The sequence below is a fragment of the Leyella stercorea genome, from assembly GCF_021531655.1.
Genome location: NZ_JADYUF010000001.1, coordinates 34102 through 53347, shown reverse-complemented (window position 1 = coordinate 53347; position 19246 = coordinate 34102). Strand labels below are relative to the sequence as shown.

The window sequence follows — 19246 nt, the reverse complement described above, 5'->3', positions numbered from 1 at the left end:
TGAATATCTCCTTTCTTTATTATTCACCGATGCAAATTTTATGCCACGACTACAAGCACATGCTACTATTTGAACAGACTGCGGAATGCGGTAGGTATAGGTGTGGTAAAGTCCATACGTTCGCCCGTTACGGGGTGGGTGAAACACAGCATATACGCATGTAGGCAAAGACGATGCAACGGGTCGTCACCATTGCCATATTTTATGTCACCACAGACAGGATGTCCCATGTCGGCAGAATGTACACGTATCTGATTCTTTCTGCCAGTTTCAAGTTTGTATTCTACCAGAGTGTGCTCAGTAGTGCGGTTGAGTACGTGGTAGTGTGTCACCGCATATTTGCCTCCATTGTCAACGGGTGATGAATATGTGATGTAGGCTTTGCTGTCCTTAAGCCAATTGGCTATAGTGCCGTTATCGTCCTTCATCTCGCCACTTGTCACAGCTACATAGCGGCGGTCGTACACTATCTGGTGCCAGTTGTGCTCAAGTATCTGTTCGGTGTCAATGTCTTTGGCGTAAATCATAAGGCCAGAAGTATCGCGGTCAAGACGGTGTACCACATGTGCGCGACATTTCTGGTGCGACTTGGCAAAGTAATCGTCGAGTACCGACTTTACATTTAACGAAGAGTGGCCTGCCGCCATAGAGAGGATGCCTATGTTCTTTTCTATTACTACAATCCAACGGTCTTCATATACAATCTTGACAAACTTGTTCTTGAAATCGCTCTTGCGTTTATGGCGGCTAACGCTTATTGTGTCGCCGGCCTTCAATGGGGTGTCAAACTGTGTGACTACCTTGCCGTTGATTCTGATTCCATGTCCCTGCAGTATGGCCTTGGTCTTGGAGCGGCTTTCGCCTATAGTATTGAGAAGGTATTCAAGCAGAGGGGCTGGTTGGCTACCATTGAAAGTGTACAAAGTACTGTCAGAGTTGCTTCTCTGTATACCAGAACTATTTCGTGTGTTGTTTTTATTTGATGCCATAAAATAATTTGAATTATATGTTGCAAAGGTACATATTTTTGTTCGCAACTTAACAATATGAGTAAAACTTCATTTGCGAAAATCTGTTAATTAAAGTCTGTATTCTATGCTTAGAGCCCGTACAATATATATATATACAATTTGCCGGTACGAAAAAAAATGAGTAACTTTGCATGCAAATACTTGGTTATTTATTAAAATTCAATTAATTACAAATAATAGTCAATGATAACAGTTAGCAATCTCGCGATACAGTTCGGTAAGAGAGTATTATACAAGGATGTTAATCTGAAATTTACAGCAGGTAATATTTATGGTGTTATTGGTGCCAATGGCGCCGGCAAATCTACACTTCTGCGCGCAATTAGCGGCGATCTGGAGCCTAATAAGGGTTCGGTAGAACTTGGCCCAGGCGAGCGTCTCTCAGTGCTTGAACAGGACCACTTCAAATTTGACGAATATCGTGTTCTCGATACTGTTCTTATGGGTCATGAGCCACTTTGGAATAACATGAAGGAGCGTGAGGCGCTTTACTCAAAGTTGGAAATGACCGAAGAGGACGGCAACCGTGCTGCTGATCTTGAACTCAAGTTTGCCGAAATGGATGGCTGGGAGGCAGAGAGCAATGCTGCCCAGATGCTTGCCAATCTTGGCATACCTGAGGCATTGCACGAGAAGCAGATGAGCGAACTTTCTAATAATGAGAAGGTACGTGTCATGCTTGCAAAGGCTCTCTTTGGCAATCCAGACAACCTCTTGCTCGACGAGCCTACCAACGACCTTGACCTCGACACCGTACAGTGGCTTGAGGAATATCTTAGCAATGTGGAGCAGACTGTGCTTGTGGTTAGTCACGACCGTCACTTCCTTGACGCTGTAAGTACACAGACTGTAGATATCGACTTTGGTAAGGTTACGGTATTTGCCGGAAACTATTCTTTCTGGTATGAGAGCTCACAGTTGGCTTTGCGTCAGCAGCAGAACCAGCGCCAGAAGGCTGAAGAGAAGCGTAAGGAGCTTGAGGAGTTTATTCGTCGTTTCTCTGCCAATGTGGCAAAGAGTAAGCAGACCACTTCGCGTAAGAAAATGCTTGAGAAGCTTAACGTTGAGGAAATCCGTCCGTCAAGCCGTAAATATCCAGGCATCATCTTCCAGATGGAGCGCGAGCCGGGCAATCAGATTCTTGAGGTAGAAGGACTTAAGGCTGTTGACGAGGATGGAACTGTATTGTTCGACAATGTTAACTTCAACATCGAGAAGGGAGAGAAGGTAGTGTTCCTTAGCCATAACCCTAAGGCTATGACAGCTCTCTTTGAGATAATAAACGGCAATCGTGAAGCTGCTGCCGGTACATTCAAGTGGGGCGTGACAATAACAACTGCCTACCTGCCACTTGACAATACCGAATTCTTCAAGAGCGACAAGAACCTCGTAGACTGGCTCTCACAGTACGGTCCGGGCAATGAGGTCGTGATGAAGGGATTCCTTGGACGTATGCTCTTCTCTGGCGAAGATGTGCTCAAGAAGGTGAACGTACTCTCGGGAGGCGAGCGTATGAGATGTATGATAGCACGCATGCAGCTGAAGAATGCCAACTGTCTGATTCTGGACACTCCTACCAACCACTTGGACTTGGAGAGTATCCAGGCTTTCAACAACAACCTCGTAGGATTCAAGGGAAACATTCTTTTCTCAAGCCACGACCACGAGTTTATCCAGACTGTTGCTAACCGCATAATCGAGCTTACACCGAATGGTACAATCGATAAGCTTATGGATTATGACGACTATATATACAGCGAAGACATCAAGGCCCTGAAGGCACAGATGTATAATAAATAATGTATAAGTAATATAGTGTGTCGCAGACATGCTGATATGTGAAATATAATACGAGTAGGCAACTTTATGCAGACGTATAATTAATGTGACAGTCTGTATCTTTGTCTACTCGTATGTTTTTCTGTGCATATGTTTCAATTTGGCAAGGATTTTGTAGTGTACTTTAGAAAACGTATTTTACTAAGAACAAAAGCGAAATGAAAAATAACGATAAAACAGAAGAGAAAGACATTGAAGTTAAGGACGGAAATGTAGAAGCTACAGCAACTGAAGGTGCCAATGAGGCAGAAACAACTGACCGTAACGAGGAAATGACAGAAGAAAACAGTGACGTGAATGCCAAACTTGAGGCAGCCGAAAAAGAGATTGAGCAATTGCGCGACCGCTATTTGCGTACAGCAGCCGAGTTTGACAATTACAAGAAGCGTACACTTAAGGAGAAAGCAGAATTGCTGCTTAACGGAAGCGAGAAGACTGTTTGCGCTGTTCTTCCAGTATTGGACGATTTCGAGCGTGCACTTGCTACCGATACCGGCGATGCTCAGGCTGTTAGGGATGGCATGCAGCTTATATTCAACAAGTTCAAGAAGGTTCTTGAGTCAATCGGTGTAAAGAAAATTGAAACCGAAGGGCAGGACTTTAACGTCGACTATCATGAGGCTGTTGCTATGGTTCCGGGTATGGGCGACGACAATAAAGGCAAGGTTATAGATTGTCTGCAGACAGGATATAAGCTTAATGACAAAGTGATACGTCACGCCAAGGTGGCTGTCGGACAGTAAGTAGTAAACAATCTTCAATATTAATGCAATGGCAAAAAGAGACTATTACGAAGTACTTGGCGTTAGCAAGACTGCCACAGATGACGAGATAAAGAAGGCTTACCGCAAAATAGCCATAAAGTATCATCCAGACAAGAATCCAGGCGACAAGGAGGCTGAGGAGAAATTCAAGGAGGCTGCCGAGGCTTATGATGTGCTGCATGATGCTAACAAGCGCCAGCAGTATGACCAGTTCGGCTTTGACGCTCCCGGTGGTGGTAGCGGCTTTGGAGGTTTCGGCGGAGGCGGCAGCTTCTCAATGGACGACATCTTCTCTATGTTTGGCGATGTATTTGGCGGACATGGGGGTGGCTTTGGAGGATTTGAAGGCTTCGGTGGAGGCGGACAAAGACAAAAGCCACAATATCGTGGAGCCGATTTGCGCATAAAGGTTAATCTGACACTTCAGGAAATAGCAACTGGTGTCACCAAGAAATTCAAGGTTAAGAAATATGTGCAATGTCAGCATTGTCATGGTACTGGAGCTGAAGGCGGAAGCGGCAGCGAGACCTGTCCCACATGCCATGGTAGCGGAGTAGTGACACGTACTGTCAGAACAATGCTCGGTATGATGCAGACCCAGTCGGAATGTCCTACATGTAATGGTGAAGGCACTATTATAAAGAACAAATGTAAGGAATGTGGCGGTAGTGGCATCGTAAAAGGCGAGGAAGTTGTTGAGATAAAGATTCCTGCCGGCGTAGCTGAGGGTATGGTGGTCAATGTTCCTGGTAAGGGAAATGCTGGTCAGCACAATGGTGTGAATGGCAACATACAGGTTTATATCACGGAAGAGCCTAACGACACTTTCGTTCGTGACGGAAACGATGTGATTTACAATCTCCTTCTTGACTTCCCGACTGCTGTTCTTGGTGGAACAGTAGAAGTACCGACTATTGACGGAGGTAAGGTGAAGATAAAGATTGAAGCCGGAACACAGCCCGGCAAGACGTTACGCTTACGTGGCAAGGGCTTACCATCTGTACAGGGCTATGGTAATGGTACTGGCGACTTGGTTGTCAACATCAGCGTGTACATTCCTAAGGAACTCTCGTCAAGCGAGAAGAAGGCTATTGAATCCTTCCGCGATAGCGACAACTTCAAGGGTGACAAAGAGACAAAGAAGTCTATTTTTGACCGTTTCAAGAATTACTTTAACTAAATCATCATAAAAACGGATGTGCCAAATGCGATTGGGCTATGCTCCAGTTGACTTATGGTGCATCCTTTTTTGTATCTATAAATAAAGAAACACAATGGATTACAAGCAAACGGTTGAATATCTCTTCAACTCAACTCCTGTATTTGAGAAGGTGGGAGCTTCGGCTTACAAGGAAGGATTGTTCAATACTTTGGCTTTGGATGAGCATTTCGGACATCCTCATAGAAATTTCAAGTCAATACATATTGCCGGAACCAACGGCAAGGGTTCGTGCTCGCATACGCTTGCTGCCATTCTGCAGTTGGCTGGGTATAGGGTGGGACTCTACACATCGCCACATCTTGTGGATTTTCGTGAGCGCATACGTGTCAATGGGCTATGTATAGACGAGCAATACGTAATAGATTTCGTAGAGAATGAGCGTGATTTCTTCGAACCTCTGCATCCTTCATTCTTCGAACTGACAACGGCTCTGGCATTCAAGTATTTTGCCGAACAGAAGGTGGATATCGCCATTATAGAAGTAGGCTTGGGTGGACGCCTCGATTGTACCAATATCATCACGCCTATTATATCTGTCATTACCAATATCAGTCTGGACCATACCATGTTTCTTGGAGATACACTGGCTAAGATTGCGGCAGAGAAAGCAGGAATAATCAAGCATAACGTGCCAGTTGTTATCGGGGAAGCCAACGATGAAACTCGTCCCGTTTTTGAACGTGTGGCATATGAACGGAATTCCTCAATAGTATTTGCAGAAGACTCTTCTGACGTAGTTTCAGCAAAGATTGACGGATTATGCGGAATAGATTATATCACAACTGGTTATGGCAACTTTAAGGGCTCCTTAGGAGGCTCTTATCAAGTGAAGAATGCCAACACAGTACTACACGTTGTAGACATGCTTCGCACACGGAATATAAACCTATCTACAGCCAATGTGCAAAAGGGATTTGAGGAGGTGTGCAGACTTACCGGTCTTATGGGACGATGGCAGACAGTATGTCATGAACCACTTGTGGTGTGTGACACCGGACATAATGAAGGGGGATGGCAGTATTTGGGCAAGCAGATACTTCAACCTGAATGCAAGACACGTCGTATCGTCTTCGGAATGGTAGACGACAAGGATATCGACCATGTGATGAACCACCTCCCTAATGATGCTGCTTACTACTTCACCAGAGCCACCACACACAGGGCTATACCCGAGACTAAGGTGCAGGAATATGGCAAACGGCACAATCTGCACGGCAATTGTTATGGTAGCGTAGCCGAAGCGTACGAGGCGGCCTTGTCGGATGCAGACCCGAAGGATTTCATCTTCGTAGGAGGCAGCAGCTATGTTGTTGCTGATTTCCTGGAGCATTTGCAGCAAAACAAGTAGGGTAGGAGTCCTGCTTTGTTTTGTTATTCTTTAGGTATTTTACTTTGCTACATCTCCGTTATGCCTTCGTTCGTGCTTCGTTCATTCTCCGTAGTGAACTCGATCATCCTCCGTAGTGAACTCGATCATCCTTCGTTAGCGGAGCGAAAACATAACGAAGGCAAAACGAAGACATAACGGACGTATAACGAATGCATAACGGAGATGTAGCGAAGAGCTAATGAAGGAGGAACGATTGGATTTATAATAGAAATTATAGCTTTAAATATATTGACATTTTTACACTTCAGTCATTTAATCATAAGGAAGAGTTGCAATTAATTGTTTTTAACGAACGTTTGTTGACTTTTTTGTGCCTTTCCCTTGGGCAATACGTTTTTTTTTGGTTACTTTGCAACAACGTTAACAAACTAAAAACTTGAATTATGAATAACACTACAGAGACAGAAAACATCTGTGGTCTGAAAAGAAGTGACTTTCAGACTACTATCGGCGGTAAGCAAACTGATCTTTATATACTCAAGAACAGTCAGGGCAATGAAGTTGCTATAACCAACTATGGTGGAGCAATCGTTGCTATTATGGTGCCGGATAAGAATGGAAAACACGCCAATGTTATCCAGGGCCATGACAACATTCAGGATGTAATCAATTCGCCCGAGCCTTATCTTTCAACACTTGTTGGACGCTACGGCAACAGAATCTGCAAAGGACAGTTCCAGCTCAACGGCAAGGTATATCATCTCCCCATCAACAATGGTCCTAACTGTCTGCATGGCGGCAAGAAAGGCTACAATGCCAAGGTTTGGGAAGCATTACAGATGAACGCACAGACATTGGTGCTGAAGTACACAAGCCCCTATGGCGAAGAAGGCTTCTCGGGAGAGGTGAAGGTGACTGTAGAATATTCGTTCACCGACGACAACGAGCTTGTAATAGAGTATATGGCAAAGACAAACAAGAAGACCGTGATTAACCTTACAAGCCATGGATTCTTCTCACTTGCTGGCATTGCCAACCCGACACCTGCCATTGACAATCTCGAGTGCGAGATCAATGCCGACTTCTATCTGCCTATTGACGATACATCAATACCAACTGGTGAAATTCGCATGGTTAAGGGAACTCCGTTCGATTTCCGTTCGCCGAAACCAGTAGGCCAGGATATTGATGCTGACGATGAGCAGATAAAGAATGGCGCAGGCTACGACCATTGCTTTGTACTTAACAAGGCTGAAGAAGGTGAGTTGAGCTTTGCTGCAAAAATCAAGGAACCAGTGAGTGGCCGAACAATGGAAGTTTATACAACAGAACCTGGAGTGCAGGTTTATACAGACAACTGGGCCGACGGCTACAAGGGACAGAATGGAGCTACATTCCCGCGTCGTAGTGCTATCTGCTTCGAGGCACAGCATTTCCCCGACAGTCCCAATCGTCCTTACTTCCCGTCTGTAGTGCTTAATCCTGGTGAGGAGTACACACAGAAGACAATCTATAAGTTTGGAGTTTCTTTATAACAATAATCTAAATAAATCATAACATAACTAAAACAACAAACAAAACAATGGAAAATTCCAAAAAAAAACAAGGCAGTATTATTGCTATTTTTGCAATGATATTTCTCTTTGCAATGATTGCCTTTGTGACAAACCTCTGTTCACCAATGGCCATCATATTGAAAAATGCTTTCCAGGTGCCTGAGAGCTTGGCACAGGTTGGCAACTATGGCAACTTTGGCGCTTACCTTCTTATGGGTGTTCCTGCAGGTATGCTTATCGACAAGATTGGTTATAAGAAGACAGCACTTGCTGCTCTCGTAGTAGGTGTTATCGGTCTGCTTATCCAGTGGGTCAGCGGTTCAATGGGCTTCGTTGTTTACCTTATCGGTGCTTTCATCTCGGGTCTTTGCATGTGTATGCTTAATACAGTAGTAAACCCGATGCTTAACCTTCTCGGTGGTGGTGGTAGTACAGGTAACCAGCTTATCCAGATTGGTGGTGTATTCAACTCAGCAGCTGCTGTATGTGTATACATGCTTATGGGTAGCCTTATCGGCGACGCATCGAAGGCTAAGGTTGCCGATGCTGCTCCTGCACTTTTCATCGCTCTTGCCATCTTCATCTTTGCTCTTGTTGTAATCTTCTTCACCAAGATTCAGGAGCCTCAGCATGCTTCAAGCAATACTGTAAAGGATGTGAACGACAAGTATAGCTGCTATTCATTCCGTCACTTCAAGTTGGGAATGCTTGCTATTGCTGTTTATGGTGCAGTAGAGGTAGGCCCTCCTACTTATATACTTGGATATCTTACATCTGCAAAGGATGCTGTTAACCCAGGTATGGGTATGGATGCTGGTTATTGCGGTACTCTTGCTGCTGTTTACTTTATCTTTATGCTCATCGGCCGTTTCGTTGGTGGCGTAATTGGTGGTAAGGTATCGCCAAAGGCAATGATTGCTACTGTAAGCTTTGTAGCTATGGTTCTTGTTGCTGTGGGTATGGTTCTTCCTACATCTATGACAGTTAGATGTCCTGGTATTGACTATACAACTATGAGCTTTGTATGGGGTGAGGTTCCGGCTGGTATCTTCGCTTTCCTGCTCATCGGTTTGTGTGCTTCAGTAATGTGGGGTGGTATCTTCAACCTTGCAACAGAGGGTCTTGGCAAGTACACAGCAAAGGCTTCTGGCGCATTCATGATGATGGTTGTAGGTTTTGCTGTAATGATCGGTGTTCAGGCTAAGGTTGTTGACTTTACTCACAGTTACATCACCAGCTTCATCGTTGTATTGCTTAGTGCAGCATATATCTTCTATTTCGCACTTTGGGGCTCAAAGAACGTTAATACAGACATTCCTGTAGAATAATAATTATATGGGCTTGCATTTCAAGGTTTCAGTCTTGACGGCAAGCCCAATATTTTAATCTCAATATTAACTAAAAACACAATTTATTATGGATATCGAATTTGTAAGAAGCCGCTTTATCAAGCATTTTGACGGTAAGACTGGAAATATTTATCAGTCACCAGGTCGTATAAACCTCATTGGTGAGCACACTGACTATAATGGCGGATTTGTATTCCCTGGTGCAGTGGACAAGGGTATTATGGCAGAACTTCGTCCGAATGGTACAAACACAATTATGTGTTACTCTATCGACCTTAAGGACCGCGTAGAGTTCAAGGTTGACGATCCTCAGGGACCGCGCGCAAGCTGGGCACGTTATATTTATGGTGTTGTGCAGGAAATGCGCAAGTTGGGTGTTGACGTTAAGGGTTTTAATACTGCATTTGCCGGTGATGTTCCCCTTGGGGCCGGTATGTCTTCATCGGCTGCTCTTGAGAGCTGCTTTGCATTTGCTTTGAACGACTTGTTTGGTGACAATAAGGTGAGCAAGTGGGATATGGCGCTTGCAGGTCAGGCTACAGAGCACAACTATTGTGGCGTTAACTGTGGTATCATGGACCAGTTTGCAAGTGTATTCGGAAAAGAGGGTTGCCTCATGCGTCTCGACTGCAACAGCCGTGAGTTTGAATACTTCCCATTCCGTCCTGTAGGCTATAAGCTCGTATTGCTCAATTCTTGTGTTAAGCACGAACTTGCCGGCTCTCCTTACAACGACCGTCGCAACAGCTGCGAGAATGTTGTAAAGCACATCGCTGCAAAGCATCCTGAAGCTAAATTTGACACTCTGCGCGACTGCACATGGGAGCAGCTTGAGGAGGTTAAGGCTGAAGTAGGCGAGGAAGACTACAAGCGTGCTCACTTTGTGCTTGGCGAGAAAGACCGTGTACTTGCTGTTTGTGACGCACTCAACGCTGGCGACTACGAGACTGTAGGCAAGAAGATGTATGAGACTCATGAGGGTCTGAGCAAGGAGTATGAAGTTTCTTGCGAGGAGCTCGACTTCCTCAACGACATTGCCAAGGAAAATGGAGTTACTGGTAGCCGTATCATGGGTGGTGGCTTTGGTGGCTGCACCATCAACCTCGTTAAGGAGGAACTTTACGATAAGTTCATCGCTGATGCCAAGGCTAAGTACTCTGCCAAGTACGGCAAGGAGCCTAAGGTGATTGACGTTGTTATCAGCGACGGTTCACACAAGGTTTGCTAATCAAGTAAGAGGTCGATACAGCCATAATGATTAACCTATATTTATCCCTCTGATTGTCTGATGACAAACAGAGGGATTTTTCTATTGTTTGTTTTCAAATCATTTATTTGTCAAATCCAATGATTTTCTGTAATTTTGTAAATATATTTGACTAAGAACAAACCATAGGATTTTCACGTGTTCAAACGCATAATAAATATAACTATATGGACCTTAATAGGTCTCTACACTTCTGTCATTGTTTTGCTGCACATACCCGTTGTACAGACGTATATAGGAGAATGTGTGGCTAATGTTCTATGCGAGAAATTCGACACTCATGTAAGTGTAGGTCGGGTAGATCTCGGTTTCATCAACCGCCTTATTATTGATGATTCCGAGATGCAGGACCAACAAGGCAAGCAGATGCTGCGTGTATCGCGAATATCGGTGAAGATAAATCTCTTGGCACTTGCTAAGGGGCAGATTGATGTAACGTCAGCACAGTTCTTCGGACTCCAGGCAAATCTTTATAAAACGACACCTGCATCAAAGCCTAATTTCCAGTTTGTAGTGGATTCGCTTGCTTCTAAGGACTCGACAAAACAGAAGACACCGCTTGACCTGCAAATCAATTCTCTTATCATTCGCAATGGTGCTATGCGCTATCGTGTGCTTTCGCATGTCAACAATTCACGTAAGTTCTCGCCCGAGAATATTAATGCTCGCAATATAAGCGCTCATATTATAGTAAACCGCATCACCGACGACTCGCTCAACGTTAAAGTGAAGCGCATAGCTTTTGACGAACGATGTGGATTTAGGATGAAGTCGCTCTCACTGCATGCCGTATACGGTCCTACTGGAGCAAGCGTCAGCAATTTCCGACTTGAGCTGCCAGCAACACTTGTTCAATCAGAGAATATAACATGCTCTTTCAGTCAGAAGAATGGCAAGATAGAGATGCCTACTATACAATTCAAAGGCAGTATTGAAGCGCCAAGCATCAGTTTTGCTGATTTCGCTGGCTTTGTGCCGAAATTGTCAGATATTAAGCAGTGCATGACACTTGCTGCTGATTTTTATGGTACCGGGTCATCGCTCAATGTGACGCGTCTGGAACTTGGTACCAACGATGATGATTTCCATCTGCTGGCTGACGGTGGCATAAAGAATTATCCTGCCGATGCTGCTTGGTTTGCTGATGTTCACCAGTTCAGCGCCAATCATGCTGCCATAGCTTCAGTTGTGTCTACTGCAATTGGCAAGGATGTTCCTGCCATAATATCGCGTATAGGAGATGTCAGCTTGACCGGTTATATAGGAGGCGAGCACAATAAGTTGGCTGCCAATGTCCGTGTGTCTACTTCGCTCGGCAACATAAGAGCAGCTGTGGATAAGTGTAAGAATAGTATCACAGGGCATATAGAAACAGTCGATTTTAATGTTGGAAAGCTGGCAGATGACAACAAACTCGGCCATCTCTCAGCTAACATAAACATACATGGTCAGTCGGAGGATAATATGTCTGCCATAGGTCGTGTTTATAACTTTGACTATAACGGATACAAATACCGCGACATCAATCTTGATGCATCCTATCGCTTCAAGGTTGTAGAGGGAAGGGTGGAGATTGACGATCCTAATGCACAGATTTCAGCTTCCGGGCAATTGAATATTGCAAGCGAGACACCATTGCTTAAGGCAAATGTATCAGTAGGTCGTTTTGCTCCCAATTCATTGCATCTAACACAAAAGTGGCAGTCGACGGCTTTTGCTGCCAATATTTCATGCGATATAAATGGCAGCAGCGTCAACGATGCAGACGGTACAGTAGAGATTCGTGATTTTTCAATGCTTTCGCCAAAAACCGAGTATGGATTGCGAAACGTAACTGTAAGGACAGGATTTGATGGCGACAATCACTTTCTCAATCTCAATAGCGACTTTGGACAGGTTAATATCAATGGACACTTCAATTACAATACTATTGCCCGTAGTGTATTGAATATGGTGGCTGCTAAGTTGCCTACTATTCCTGGACTAACGCGTCAACCACAAAAGGAAGTTAACGATTTCACTATTAACGCTTCCATTTCAAATACGGATTGGATGAAGTATCTGCTCGGTATTCCGCTCGAGATTTACAGCCCGCTTAATATCAGCGGTGAGCTTAATGACAAACACGAGAAGATAGACTTGTGGTGTGACGTACCATCGTTTGCATACGATGGCAACCGTTTTAGCGATGCTTTTGTGAACATTGAGTCGCCTAACGATACTCTTAAGGCCGACATACGTATAAAGAAACTTGCTGACAAGGGCAAGTATATGTCATTGCAACTTAGTGCAGGGGCTTCAGACAATCATCTGAATACGTCGTTGAGTTTCGGCAATAATGAACGTCACCCTCTCAAGGGCGTTATAAATGCCAGTACTGTTTTCGCCAAGAACATTGATGGTGTGTCAACTGCTTATGTAGATGTCCTGCCTTCACGTGCTACGATAGGCGACACTACCTGGCACGTGGCTCCATCCACAATAGTGTATAGCAAGAACCATCTTGAGGTGAACGGCTTCTCGATAAGCCATGGCAACCAGATGCTTGCCATAGATGGAACTGCGACTAACAACTACGAAGACTCGTTGCTTGTAACGCTCAACGATATAGATGTGAGCTATGTCCTTAATCTTGTCAACTTCCATTCGGTCGACTTCTTTGGTATGGCTTCGGGCAATGCCCGTGTGGCAGGAGTATTCAGTGGCAAACCGCAACTGGCAGCCAACCTTAGGGTCAGCGACTTTAAGTTTGAATCAGGACGAATGGGTACGCTCTTTGCCAATGTTGACTACGACTTCGACGAAGGTAACATCAATATCGACGCTGTGGCACAGGACGAAGACGGTCGTCATACTGACATAAATGGCTATGTGTCGCCTAAGCACAACTACATCGACCTTGGCATTGATGCACATCGAACACGTGCCGAGTTTATGGAAAGCTTCTGTGGCTCGTTTATGGATAACGTAGATGCCGATATAAATGGTAAGGTGAACGTAGTAGGACCACTGAACAACATCAACCTTGTAGGAAAAGCTGCTGTAAACGGCTCTATGCGCATGACAGCTCTCAACACTACATACTGGCTGCGTGGCGACTCGGTGACTTTCATTCCCGACGAGATAATATTCAATGGCAATACAATATACGATCATAATGGCAATACAGGCATACTGACCGGAAGCCTTCACCATCAACATCTCACCAACTTGTCGTACGACCTTAACATAAAGACACGTAATCTTCTGGCTTACGACACTAAGACATTTGGTGACAATACCTTCTATGGTACAGCTTATTTTACAGGCGATTGTAGCATTAAGGGTAGGAGTGGCGAAGTTGTAATAGATGTTGATGGCACGCCAGAGAAGAACAGCATGCTGGTGTATAATGTTAGCGACCAAGGGTCTATCGGTTCGAATGACTTCATCAAGTGGACCAAGAATGGCAATGCTGCCTCTGACTCTTCGTATGTGGCAAGAGACGAAAAGGAAGCCGAAACGGATGATATTTCTACAAATATCCGCCTTAACTTCCTAATCAATTGCAATCCGGATGTAACCTTGAAGTTGCTGATGGACCTGCAGACTGGTGACTATATTACGCTCAATGGCGACGGAATGCTCAGGGCATCGTACTTTAACAAGGGTGCTTTCCAGATGTTTGGCAATTATACTGTCGACCATGGAGTGTATAAATTGACTATTCAGAATATTCTGAAGAAAGACTTCGATTTTGTCAAGGGCGGTACCATAACGTTTGGTGGCGACCCTTACAATGCCGTACTCGACCTTAAGGCACAGTACGTATTGAATAGTGTGAGTCTTGCCGACCTCAATATCGGCCGCTCGTTCACCAACAATAATGTACGTGTCAACTGTGTGATGAACATAACGGGCAGTCCATACGCTCCCAAAGTCGACTTTGACCTCGATATGCCATCGCTGAGTAATGATGTAAAGCAAATGGTATATAGTCTGCTCAATGCAGAGGAAGAGAAAAAGCAACAGGTGCTGTATCTGCTTGCAGTCGGACGTTTCTATGCTCAAAACAATAACAATGCCGATGGAAGTACGCCTCAGTATAGCCAGACATCACTTGCGATGCAGAGTTTCTTGAGCGGTACTATAAGCCAGCAGATAAATACCGTACTTAGCAACGTGATAAACAACAACAACTGGAATTTCGGCGCTAATATCTCTACCGGAACTGAGGGTTTCAACAATGCGGAGTACGAAGGACTGCTGTCGGGTCGTTTGCTTAACAATCGTCTGCTTATCAACGGGCAGTTCGGTTATCGCGACAATGATAATGCTACAACCAGCTTTATAGGCGACTTTGACATCAAGTATTTGCTATTCCCCAACGGTAATCTTGCCATCAACGTCTACAACAAGACCAACGACCGTTACTTCACACGCAACAGTCTTAATACTCAAGGTTTGGGTATTATCATGAAGAAAGACTTCAAGCGTATCTCCGACTTGTTCTTCTGGAGAAAGCGTAATAAGGCAAAGGAAGCAAAGTGACGGAGAACTAATGGTGAATGCAAAAATCACATCAATTGGGATGCCTGATTTATGCATATAAGTTATTTGTCAGTATCACATAAGTAACACTCCAGTACCAGTCAAGTGAAACTCCAGTACCACCTATATGAAACTCCAGTACCAGTTAGGCGGTACTGAAAACGGTACTGGAAGCGTGCATCAAGCTTATTGTAATACATAATTAAGAAACAAAACATGAATGACCATAACAATAAAGCCCTGGTTCTCGTAATAGAGCCAGGGCTTTATTGTATTTGGTATTAATGATGATGGAATTATTTGGTTTCAATCTCTTCCTTCATATCAATGAACTGTCGCTTGCTGTCGTAGAATTCGTACTGCAGGAAAGCCAGTTTCTGTGAAGGAACGATATGAACGCCAAGACCATATTTCAACTGCCATTTTCTCTTGAGCGACCATACGCCTTTGTTGATGTAAGCCGCTACATAGGGATGAACGTGCAGGTAGAAAGTCTTAACTCCAATCTTCTTGACAAGTCTGTCAATCTTACTCTCAAGCTGATCTGTAAAGATAATGCTCGGCTTTATCTTTCCCTTGCCGAAGCATGTAGGGCATACCTCCTCAACATTTACGTCCATTGCCGGACGTACACGCTGGCGTGTAATCTGCATTAAGCCGAACTTGCTTAATGGCAGAATGTTGTGTCGGGCTCTGTCCTTCTGCATGTTCTTGCACATGCGTTCGTAGAGAAGTTGACGGTCTTCCGCAAGGTTCATGTCGATGAAGTCGACAACAATGATACCTCCCATGTCGCGCAATCGTAACTGTCTTGCCAATTCGTCGGCAGCGCCAAGGTTAACATCAAGGGCATTGGCTTCTTGTCCGTTGTCCGAGTGTGATCGGTTGCCGCTGTTTACGTCGACTACGTGAAGGGCTTCTGTATGTTCTATAATCAGATACGCACCATGCTTATAATTAACGGTTTTACCAAAGCTTGACTTAATCTGTTTGGTAACATTAAAATTGTCGAAGATAGGAACCGTACCAGTATATAATTTCACTATGCCTGCTTTCTCTGGGGCGATGAGTGATACATAGTGTTTTACTTCATGAAAAACATCCTCGTCATTGACGTATATGTTTTCGTATGTGGGGTTGAATAAGTCGCGTAGCATTGCTACGGCACGTCCTGTCTCTTCGAATATCAGTTGTGGGCGCTTCTGTGTTTTCTGCACTTTTATGAGTGCGTCTTCCCATCGCTTGGTGAGAATCTTCATTTCTGCGTCAAGTTCAGCGACACGTTTTCCCTCAGCAACAGTGCGTACAATTACTCCGCAATTCTTTGGTTTGATGCTGTTGATGAGTTGTTTCAGTCGTGCGCGTTCTTCGCCGCTTTTGATTTTTGATGATACAGAAACCTTGTCGCCGAAAGGCATAAGTACGAGATAGCGTCCTGCGAAACTTAGTTCGCCAGTAAGTCGTGGACCTTTGGTAGAAATCGGTTCTTTTACGATTTGCACCAGTACTTCCTCGCCAACCTTCAATGTGTTTTGCACGCTTCCTTCTTTCTTAAGGTCGGGTAGGCGAGTGGCTTTAGCGAAAGGATAGAGTTTCTTGCGGTCGCTCTGTACTTGCTTGAGATACTTCTCGTAAGAGTTGAATTGATTGCCTAAATCAAGATAATGGAGAAAAGCGTCACGTTCGTAACCTACGTCCACGAAACTGGCGTTCAATCCGGGCATAAGTTTCTTTACTTTTGCAATATAGATGTTGCCAACAGAGAAAGAGGCAGAGCGTGGTTCTGTCTGATATTCCACAAGTCGCTTGTCTTCAAGCAGGGCTATGGAAATCTCTTTCTGTTGAACGTCAATTACAACTTCGCTAGTCATTTCTCTTTTAGTTTATTATTTAGGTGACTTTACTTTAAAAGATTGGGGGCGCGCCAAAGCCACTGCGTATGCATTGTGATTGACGCGCCCCCATTGTTTTTTGGAACTTACCCTTTATGGGCAGGCTTGCTTACTTGCTCTTATGTCTGTTCTTACGTAATCTTTTTTTACGCTTGTGAGTAGCCATCTTGTGTCCCTTTTTTTTCTTTCCGTTTGGCATAACTTTAATTTTTTATTGTTAATATATTACTGAATAATGTTTTTTATGTTTTCTCTTATTCCATTGTTGCGTTCTTCATCTCCTCTACAAAGCACTTTGCAGGCTTGAAGCTCGGCTGGTCGTGTGCTCCTATTTTCATTGTAGTCTTTTTCAAGATATTGCGAGCTGTTTTGGCAGCGCGATGCTTAATGATAAAACTTCCAAATCCACGCAGGTAAACATTTTCCTTGTTTGACAACAAGCTGTCCTTGATATTCTCCATGAAACTTTCTACGACAACCGAAACGTCCTTCTTTTGTAATCCTGTGCTTTCGGCAATTTTGTTAATGATATCTGCTTTAGTCATTTGAATGTATATGTTTTTATATTTTACGTATAAAATTAGCCCTTTACTTTACTCTAAGGACGTGCAAAGATACGAGTTTTTCGTGTGATATGAAAATATATTGCCTACTTTTTTTTGAGTTCAGACGCTTTATTCATAGTCCGAACTCATTTGTTTTCATATCATTAACTAAATAGGGTAGTTGTTGGAGGGTGATTTTAGGCTGTACGTGTCGACATATGTTTTCTTGCCGTAAGATAAAACGCTATGCTCACCATCATTCCGGTAGCTATCCATGATACGGGATAGACAAGCATTATTGTGCCGAAACCAGTCCATACGGGACATACTGCGTACACCCATATAATGCGCAGCAGACAGGTGCCGAAAACAGTCAGTATTGTCGGCTGCATCGACTTGCCCATACCTCGCAGGGCAGAGGCTGATATTTCATAGCTGCAGGCTATGAACTGGAATGCGAGCACCGTCTCCATACGTATTTTGCCATAAGCCTGTACTGTAGGATCGCTTGAGAAGAATGACAGGAAGAATTTGTGCTGCCAGGTGAACAGACCGTTCAACCCCCCGCAACACACAATGCTCATGCCCATACATATCCAGAATATGCGTTTTACGCGCTCTGTATTTCCTGCTCCATAATTCTGTCCGATGAATGTTATTGCGGCACCATTGAATGCGCATATCACAAAATAGCAGTAGTATTCAAAGTTCAACGCTGCTGCCGAGCCAGCTATTGCATCGGCACCGTGACTGTTTATTGCCGACTGAAGCAGAACATTTGATATGGAGAACACCATGCCTTGCAGTCCGGCTGGTATGCCAATGATAAGCATCCTCTTCAGTTCGCTCCAATATATCTTAGCGTCTCTAATATGTATTCTATATGGTTCCTTTTCGTTTTGCAGCAGATGTATAATGAGCATAGCGCTTATTGCATTGGCAATACCAGTAGCTATGGCCACTCCTTCAACCCCCATTTTCAGTACAATGACAAAGAAAAGGTTGAGTATGGCGTTGGCAACTCCCGCTACAACAAGAATATATAAGGGACGTCGTGTGTCGCCCATACTGCGTAGTATTGCTGCTCCGAAGTTGAAAACGAGAAAGAAAGGGATACTAAGAAAATAAATCTGCAGGTATTTGATGGCCATTGGAAGTACGTCGTCAGGAGTACCCATAAGTGTCAAAATGGGCTTTGCTGCAGCTATTCCAATGACCATTAGTATGAGTCCGCTCACAACTGACACCATCTCAATAGTCCTTATTGATTTCTGTATGCTGTCGGTATCGTTTTGACCGATGTGGTTGGATATAATCACATTGGCTCCCATAGACACGCCAAGAAAAAGATTGATAAGCAGGCTTATTACCGGACCGTTACTTCCTACGGCAGCCAGTGCCTGCTTGCTGGCAAAGTGTCCGACTACAGCCACGTCCACCGAGTTGAAGATTTGCTGCAGCACGCTGCTTGCGGCAAGCGGTAGTGAGAACATCAGAATCTTCAGGAACAGCGGTCCGTGAAGCATATCTATTTCATTGGATTTAGCCATCTTCTGCGATTTATCCTTGTTTGTACCAGGTTGGCATCTACTTCGTTTCGGGTACAATAGCAAAGAACTCTGCGTCTTCGTTGGTACGGTTTTCGGCTGTGTGTGTGTGGTTGCATGGACAGTAGTGTACGTCGCCTGCATATGCCGTCTCTTCCTTATCGTCGTATATAAAAGTTATTTCACCTTTTAATATGTACATCACCTCGCAGTTGCCGTTGTGTGTATGTATGCCTATTGAACTTCCTGCCGGCAGCGTATTGAGCATAATCTTCACCTTTCCGTCGTCAGCAAGCTTGGTTACGAAGTCGCCTTTACCACCTTTGAAGCCATCAACGTGCTTGGCTTCAATCTCCTTGAAATTGATAATCATA

The 19246-nt window shown here is 44.2% G+C and carries 13 protein-coding genes; 8 read left to right on the top strand and 5 right to left on the bottom strand.

Going from position 1 to position 19246, the window contains the following annotated elements; all coding sequences use genetic code 11:
- Positions 1–65: 65 nt before the first annotated feature.
- Positions 66–989 carry an RluA family pseudouridine synthase gene (locus tag I6E49_RS00190; protein WP_235399855.1) on the bottom strand — a complete coding sequence of 308 codons (924 nt, stop codon included), beginning with the start codon at positions 987–989 and terminating at the stop codon, positions 66–68.
- Between the two features lie 225 nt (positions 990–1214).
- Here I6E49_RS00190 and I6E49_RS00185 point away from each other — a divergent pair, with 225 nt between their 5' ends.
- The 8 genes from I6E49_RS00185 to I6E49_RS14520 all read left to right on the top strand — a co-directional run bounded on the left by I6E49_RS00185 (position 1215) and on the right by I6E49_RS14520 (position 14888).
- Positions 1215–2831 carry an ABC-F family ATP-binding cassette domain-containing protein gene (locus I6E49_RS00185; RefSeq protein ID WP_235399854.1) on the top strand — a complete coding sequence of 539 codons (1617 nt, stop codon included), beginning with the start codon at positions 1215–1217 and terminating at the stop codon, positions 2829–2831.
- Between the two features lie 197 nt (positions 2832–3028).
- Positions 3029–3613, top strand: coding sequence for a nucleotide exchange factor GrpE (locus I6E49_RS00180; RefSeq protein WP_235399853.1), 585 nt, complete (start codon positions 3029–3031; stop codon positions 3611–3613).
- A gap of 28 nt (positions 3614–3641) precedes the next feature.
- Positions 3642–4814 carry a molecular chaperone DnaJ gene (dnaJ, locus tag I6E49_RS00175; protein WP_235399852.1) on the top strand — a complete coding sequence of 391 codons (1173 nt, stop codon included), beginning with the start codon at positions 3642–3644 and terminating at the stop codon, positions 4812–4814.
- A gap of 94 nt (positions 4815–4908) precedes the next feature.
- Positions 4909–6204 carry a bifunctional folylpolyglutamate synthase/dihydrofolate synthase gene (locus tag I6E49_RS00170; RefSeq protein WP_235399851.1) on the top strand — a complete coding sequence of 432 codons (1296 nt, stop codon included), beginning with the start codon at positions 4909–4911 and terminating at the stop codon, positions 6202–6204.
- Positions 6205–6629: 425 nt separating this feature from the next.
- On the top strand, positions 6630–7721 hold the full coding sequence (locus I6E49_RS00165) for an aldose epimerase family protein (RefSeq protein WP_235393324.1): 1092 nt from the start codon (positions 6630–6632) through the stop codon (positions 7719–7721).
- Between the two features lie 47 nt (positions 7722–7768).
- Entirely contained in the window at positions 7769–9070 is a 1302-nt protein-coding gene (locus I6E49_RS00160; RefSeq protein ID WP_235399850.1) for an MFS transporter, read from the top strand.
- 88 nt (positions 9071–9158) lie between these two features.
- Complete coding sequence (gene galK / locus I6E49_RS00155) at positions 9159–10319, top strand: galactokinase (protein ID WP_235399849.1); 1161 nt, start codon at positions 9159–9161, stop codon at positions 10317–10319.
- Positions 10320–10604: 285 nt separating this feature from the next.
- On the top strand, positions 10605–14888 hold the full coding sequence (locus I6E49_RS14520; protein WP_235399848.1) for a translocation/assembly module TamB domain-containing protein: 4284 nt from the start codon (positions 10605–10607) through the stop codon (positions 14886–14888).
- 296 nt (positions 14889–15184) lie between these two features.
- Here the strand turns inward: I6E49_RS14520 and I6E49_RS00145 are convergent, their stop codons facing one another.
- From I6E49_RS00145 to I6E49_RS00130, 4 genes are all read right to left on the bottom strand, one after another.
- Positions 15185–16759, bottom strand: coding sequence for an Rne/Rng family ribonuclease (locus tag I6E49_RS00145; RefSeq protein ID WP_235399847.1), 1575 nt, complete (start codon positions 16757–16759; stop codon positions 15185–15187).
- Between the two features lie 275 nt (positions 16760–17034).
- Positions 17035–17325, bottom strand: a complete 291-nt coding sequence (locus I6E49_RS00140; protein ID WP_235399846.1) for an HU family DNA-binding protein — start codon at positions 17323–17325, stop codon at positions 17035–17037.
- A 197-nt stretch (positions 17326–17522) separates the two neighbouring features.
- Positions 17523–18875 carry an MATE family efflux transporter gene (locus tag I6E49_RS00135; protein ID WP_235399845.1) on the bottom strand — a complete coding sequence of 451 codons (1353 nt, stop codon included), beginning with the start codon at positions 18873–18875 and terminating at the stop codon, positions 17523–17525.
- A 37-nt stretch (positions 18876–18912) separates the two neighbouring features.
- Entirely contained in the window at positions 18913–19245 is a 333-nt protein-coding gene (locus tag I6E49_RS00130; protein WP_235399844.1) for a cupin domain-containing protein, read from the bottom strand.
- Between the last annotated feature and the right edge of the window lies 1 nt (position 19246).

Bases quoted from the DNA above. Each gene is read 5' to 3' on its own strand.
- I6E49_RS00190 (WP_235399855.1), bottom strand. From the start codon at position 989: ATGGCATCAAATAAAAACAACACACGAAATAGTTCTGGTATACAGAGA.
- I6E49_RS00185 (WP_235399854.1), top strand. From the start codon at position 1,215: ATGATAACAGTTAGCAATCTCGCGATACAGTTCGGTAAGAGAGTATTA.
- I6E49_RS00180 (WP_235399853.1), top strand. From the start codon at position 3,029: ATGAAAAATAACGATAAAACAGAAGAGAAAGACATTGAAGTTAAGGAC.
- dnaJ (WP_235399852.1), top strand. From the start codon at position 3,642: ATGGCAAAAAGAGACTATTACGAAGTACTTGGCGTTAGCAAGACTGCC.
- I6E49_RS00170 (WP_235399851.1), top strand. From the start codon at position 4,909: ATGGATTACAAGCAAACGGTTGAATATCTCTTCAACTCAACTCCTGTA.
- I6E49_RS00165 (WP_235393324.1), top strand. From the start codon at position 6,630: ATGAATAACACTACAGAGACAGAAAACATCTGTGGTCTGAAAAGAAGT.
- I6E49_RS00160 (WP_235399850.1), top strand. From the start codon at position 7,769: ATGGAAAATTCCAAAAAAAAACAAGGCAGTATTATTGCTATTTTTGCA.
- galK (WP_235399849.1), top strand. From the start codon at position 9,159: ATGGATATCGAATTTGTAAGAAGCCGCTTTATCAAGCATTTTGACGGT.
- I6E49_RS00145 (WP_235399847.1), bottom strand. From the start codon at position 16,759: ATGACTAGCGAAGTTGTAATTGACGTTCAACAGAAAGAGATTTCCATA.
- I6E49_RS00140 (WP_235399846.1), bottom strand. From the start codon at position 17,325: ATGACTAAAGCAGATATCATTAACAAAATTGCCGAAAGCACAGGATTA.
- I6E49_RS00135 (WP_235399845.1), bottom strand. From the start codon at position 18,875: ATGGCTAAATCCAATGAAATAGATATGCTTCACGGACCGCTGTTCCTG.
- I6E49_RS00130 (WP_235399844.1), bottom strand. From the start codon at position 19,245: ATGATTATCAATTTCAAGGAGATTGAAGCCAAGCACGTTGATGGCTTC.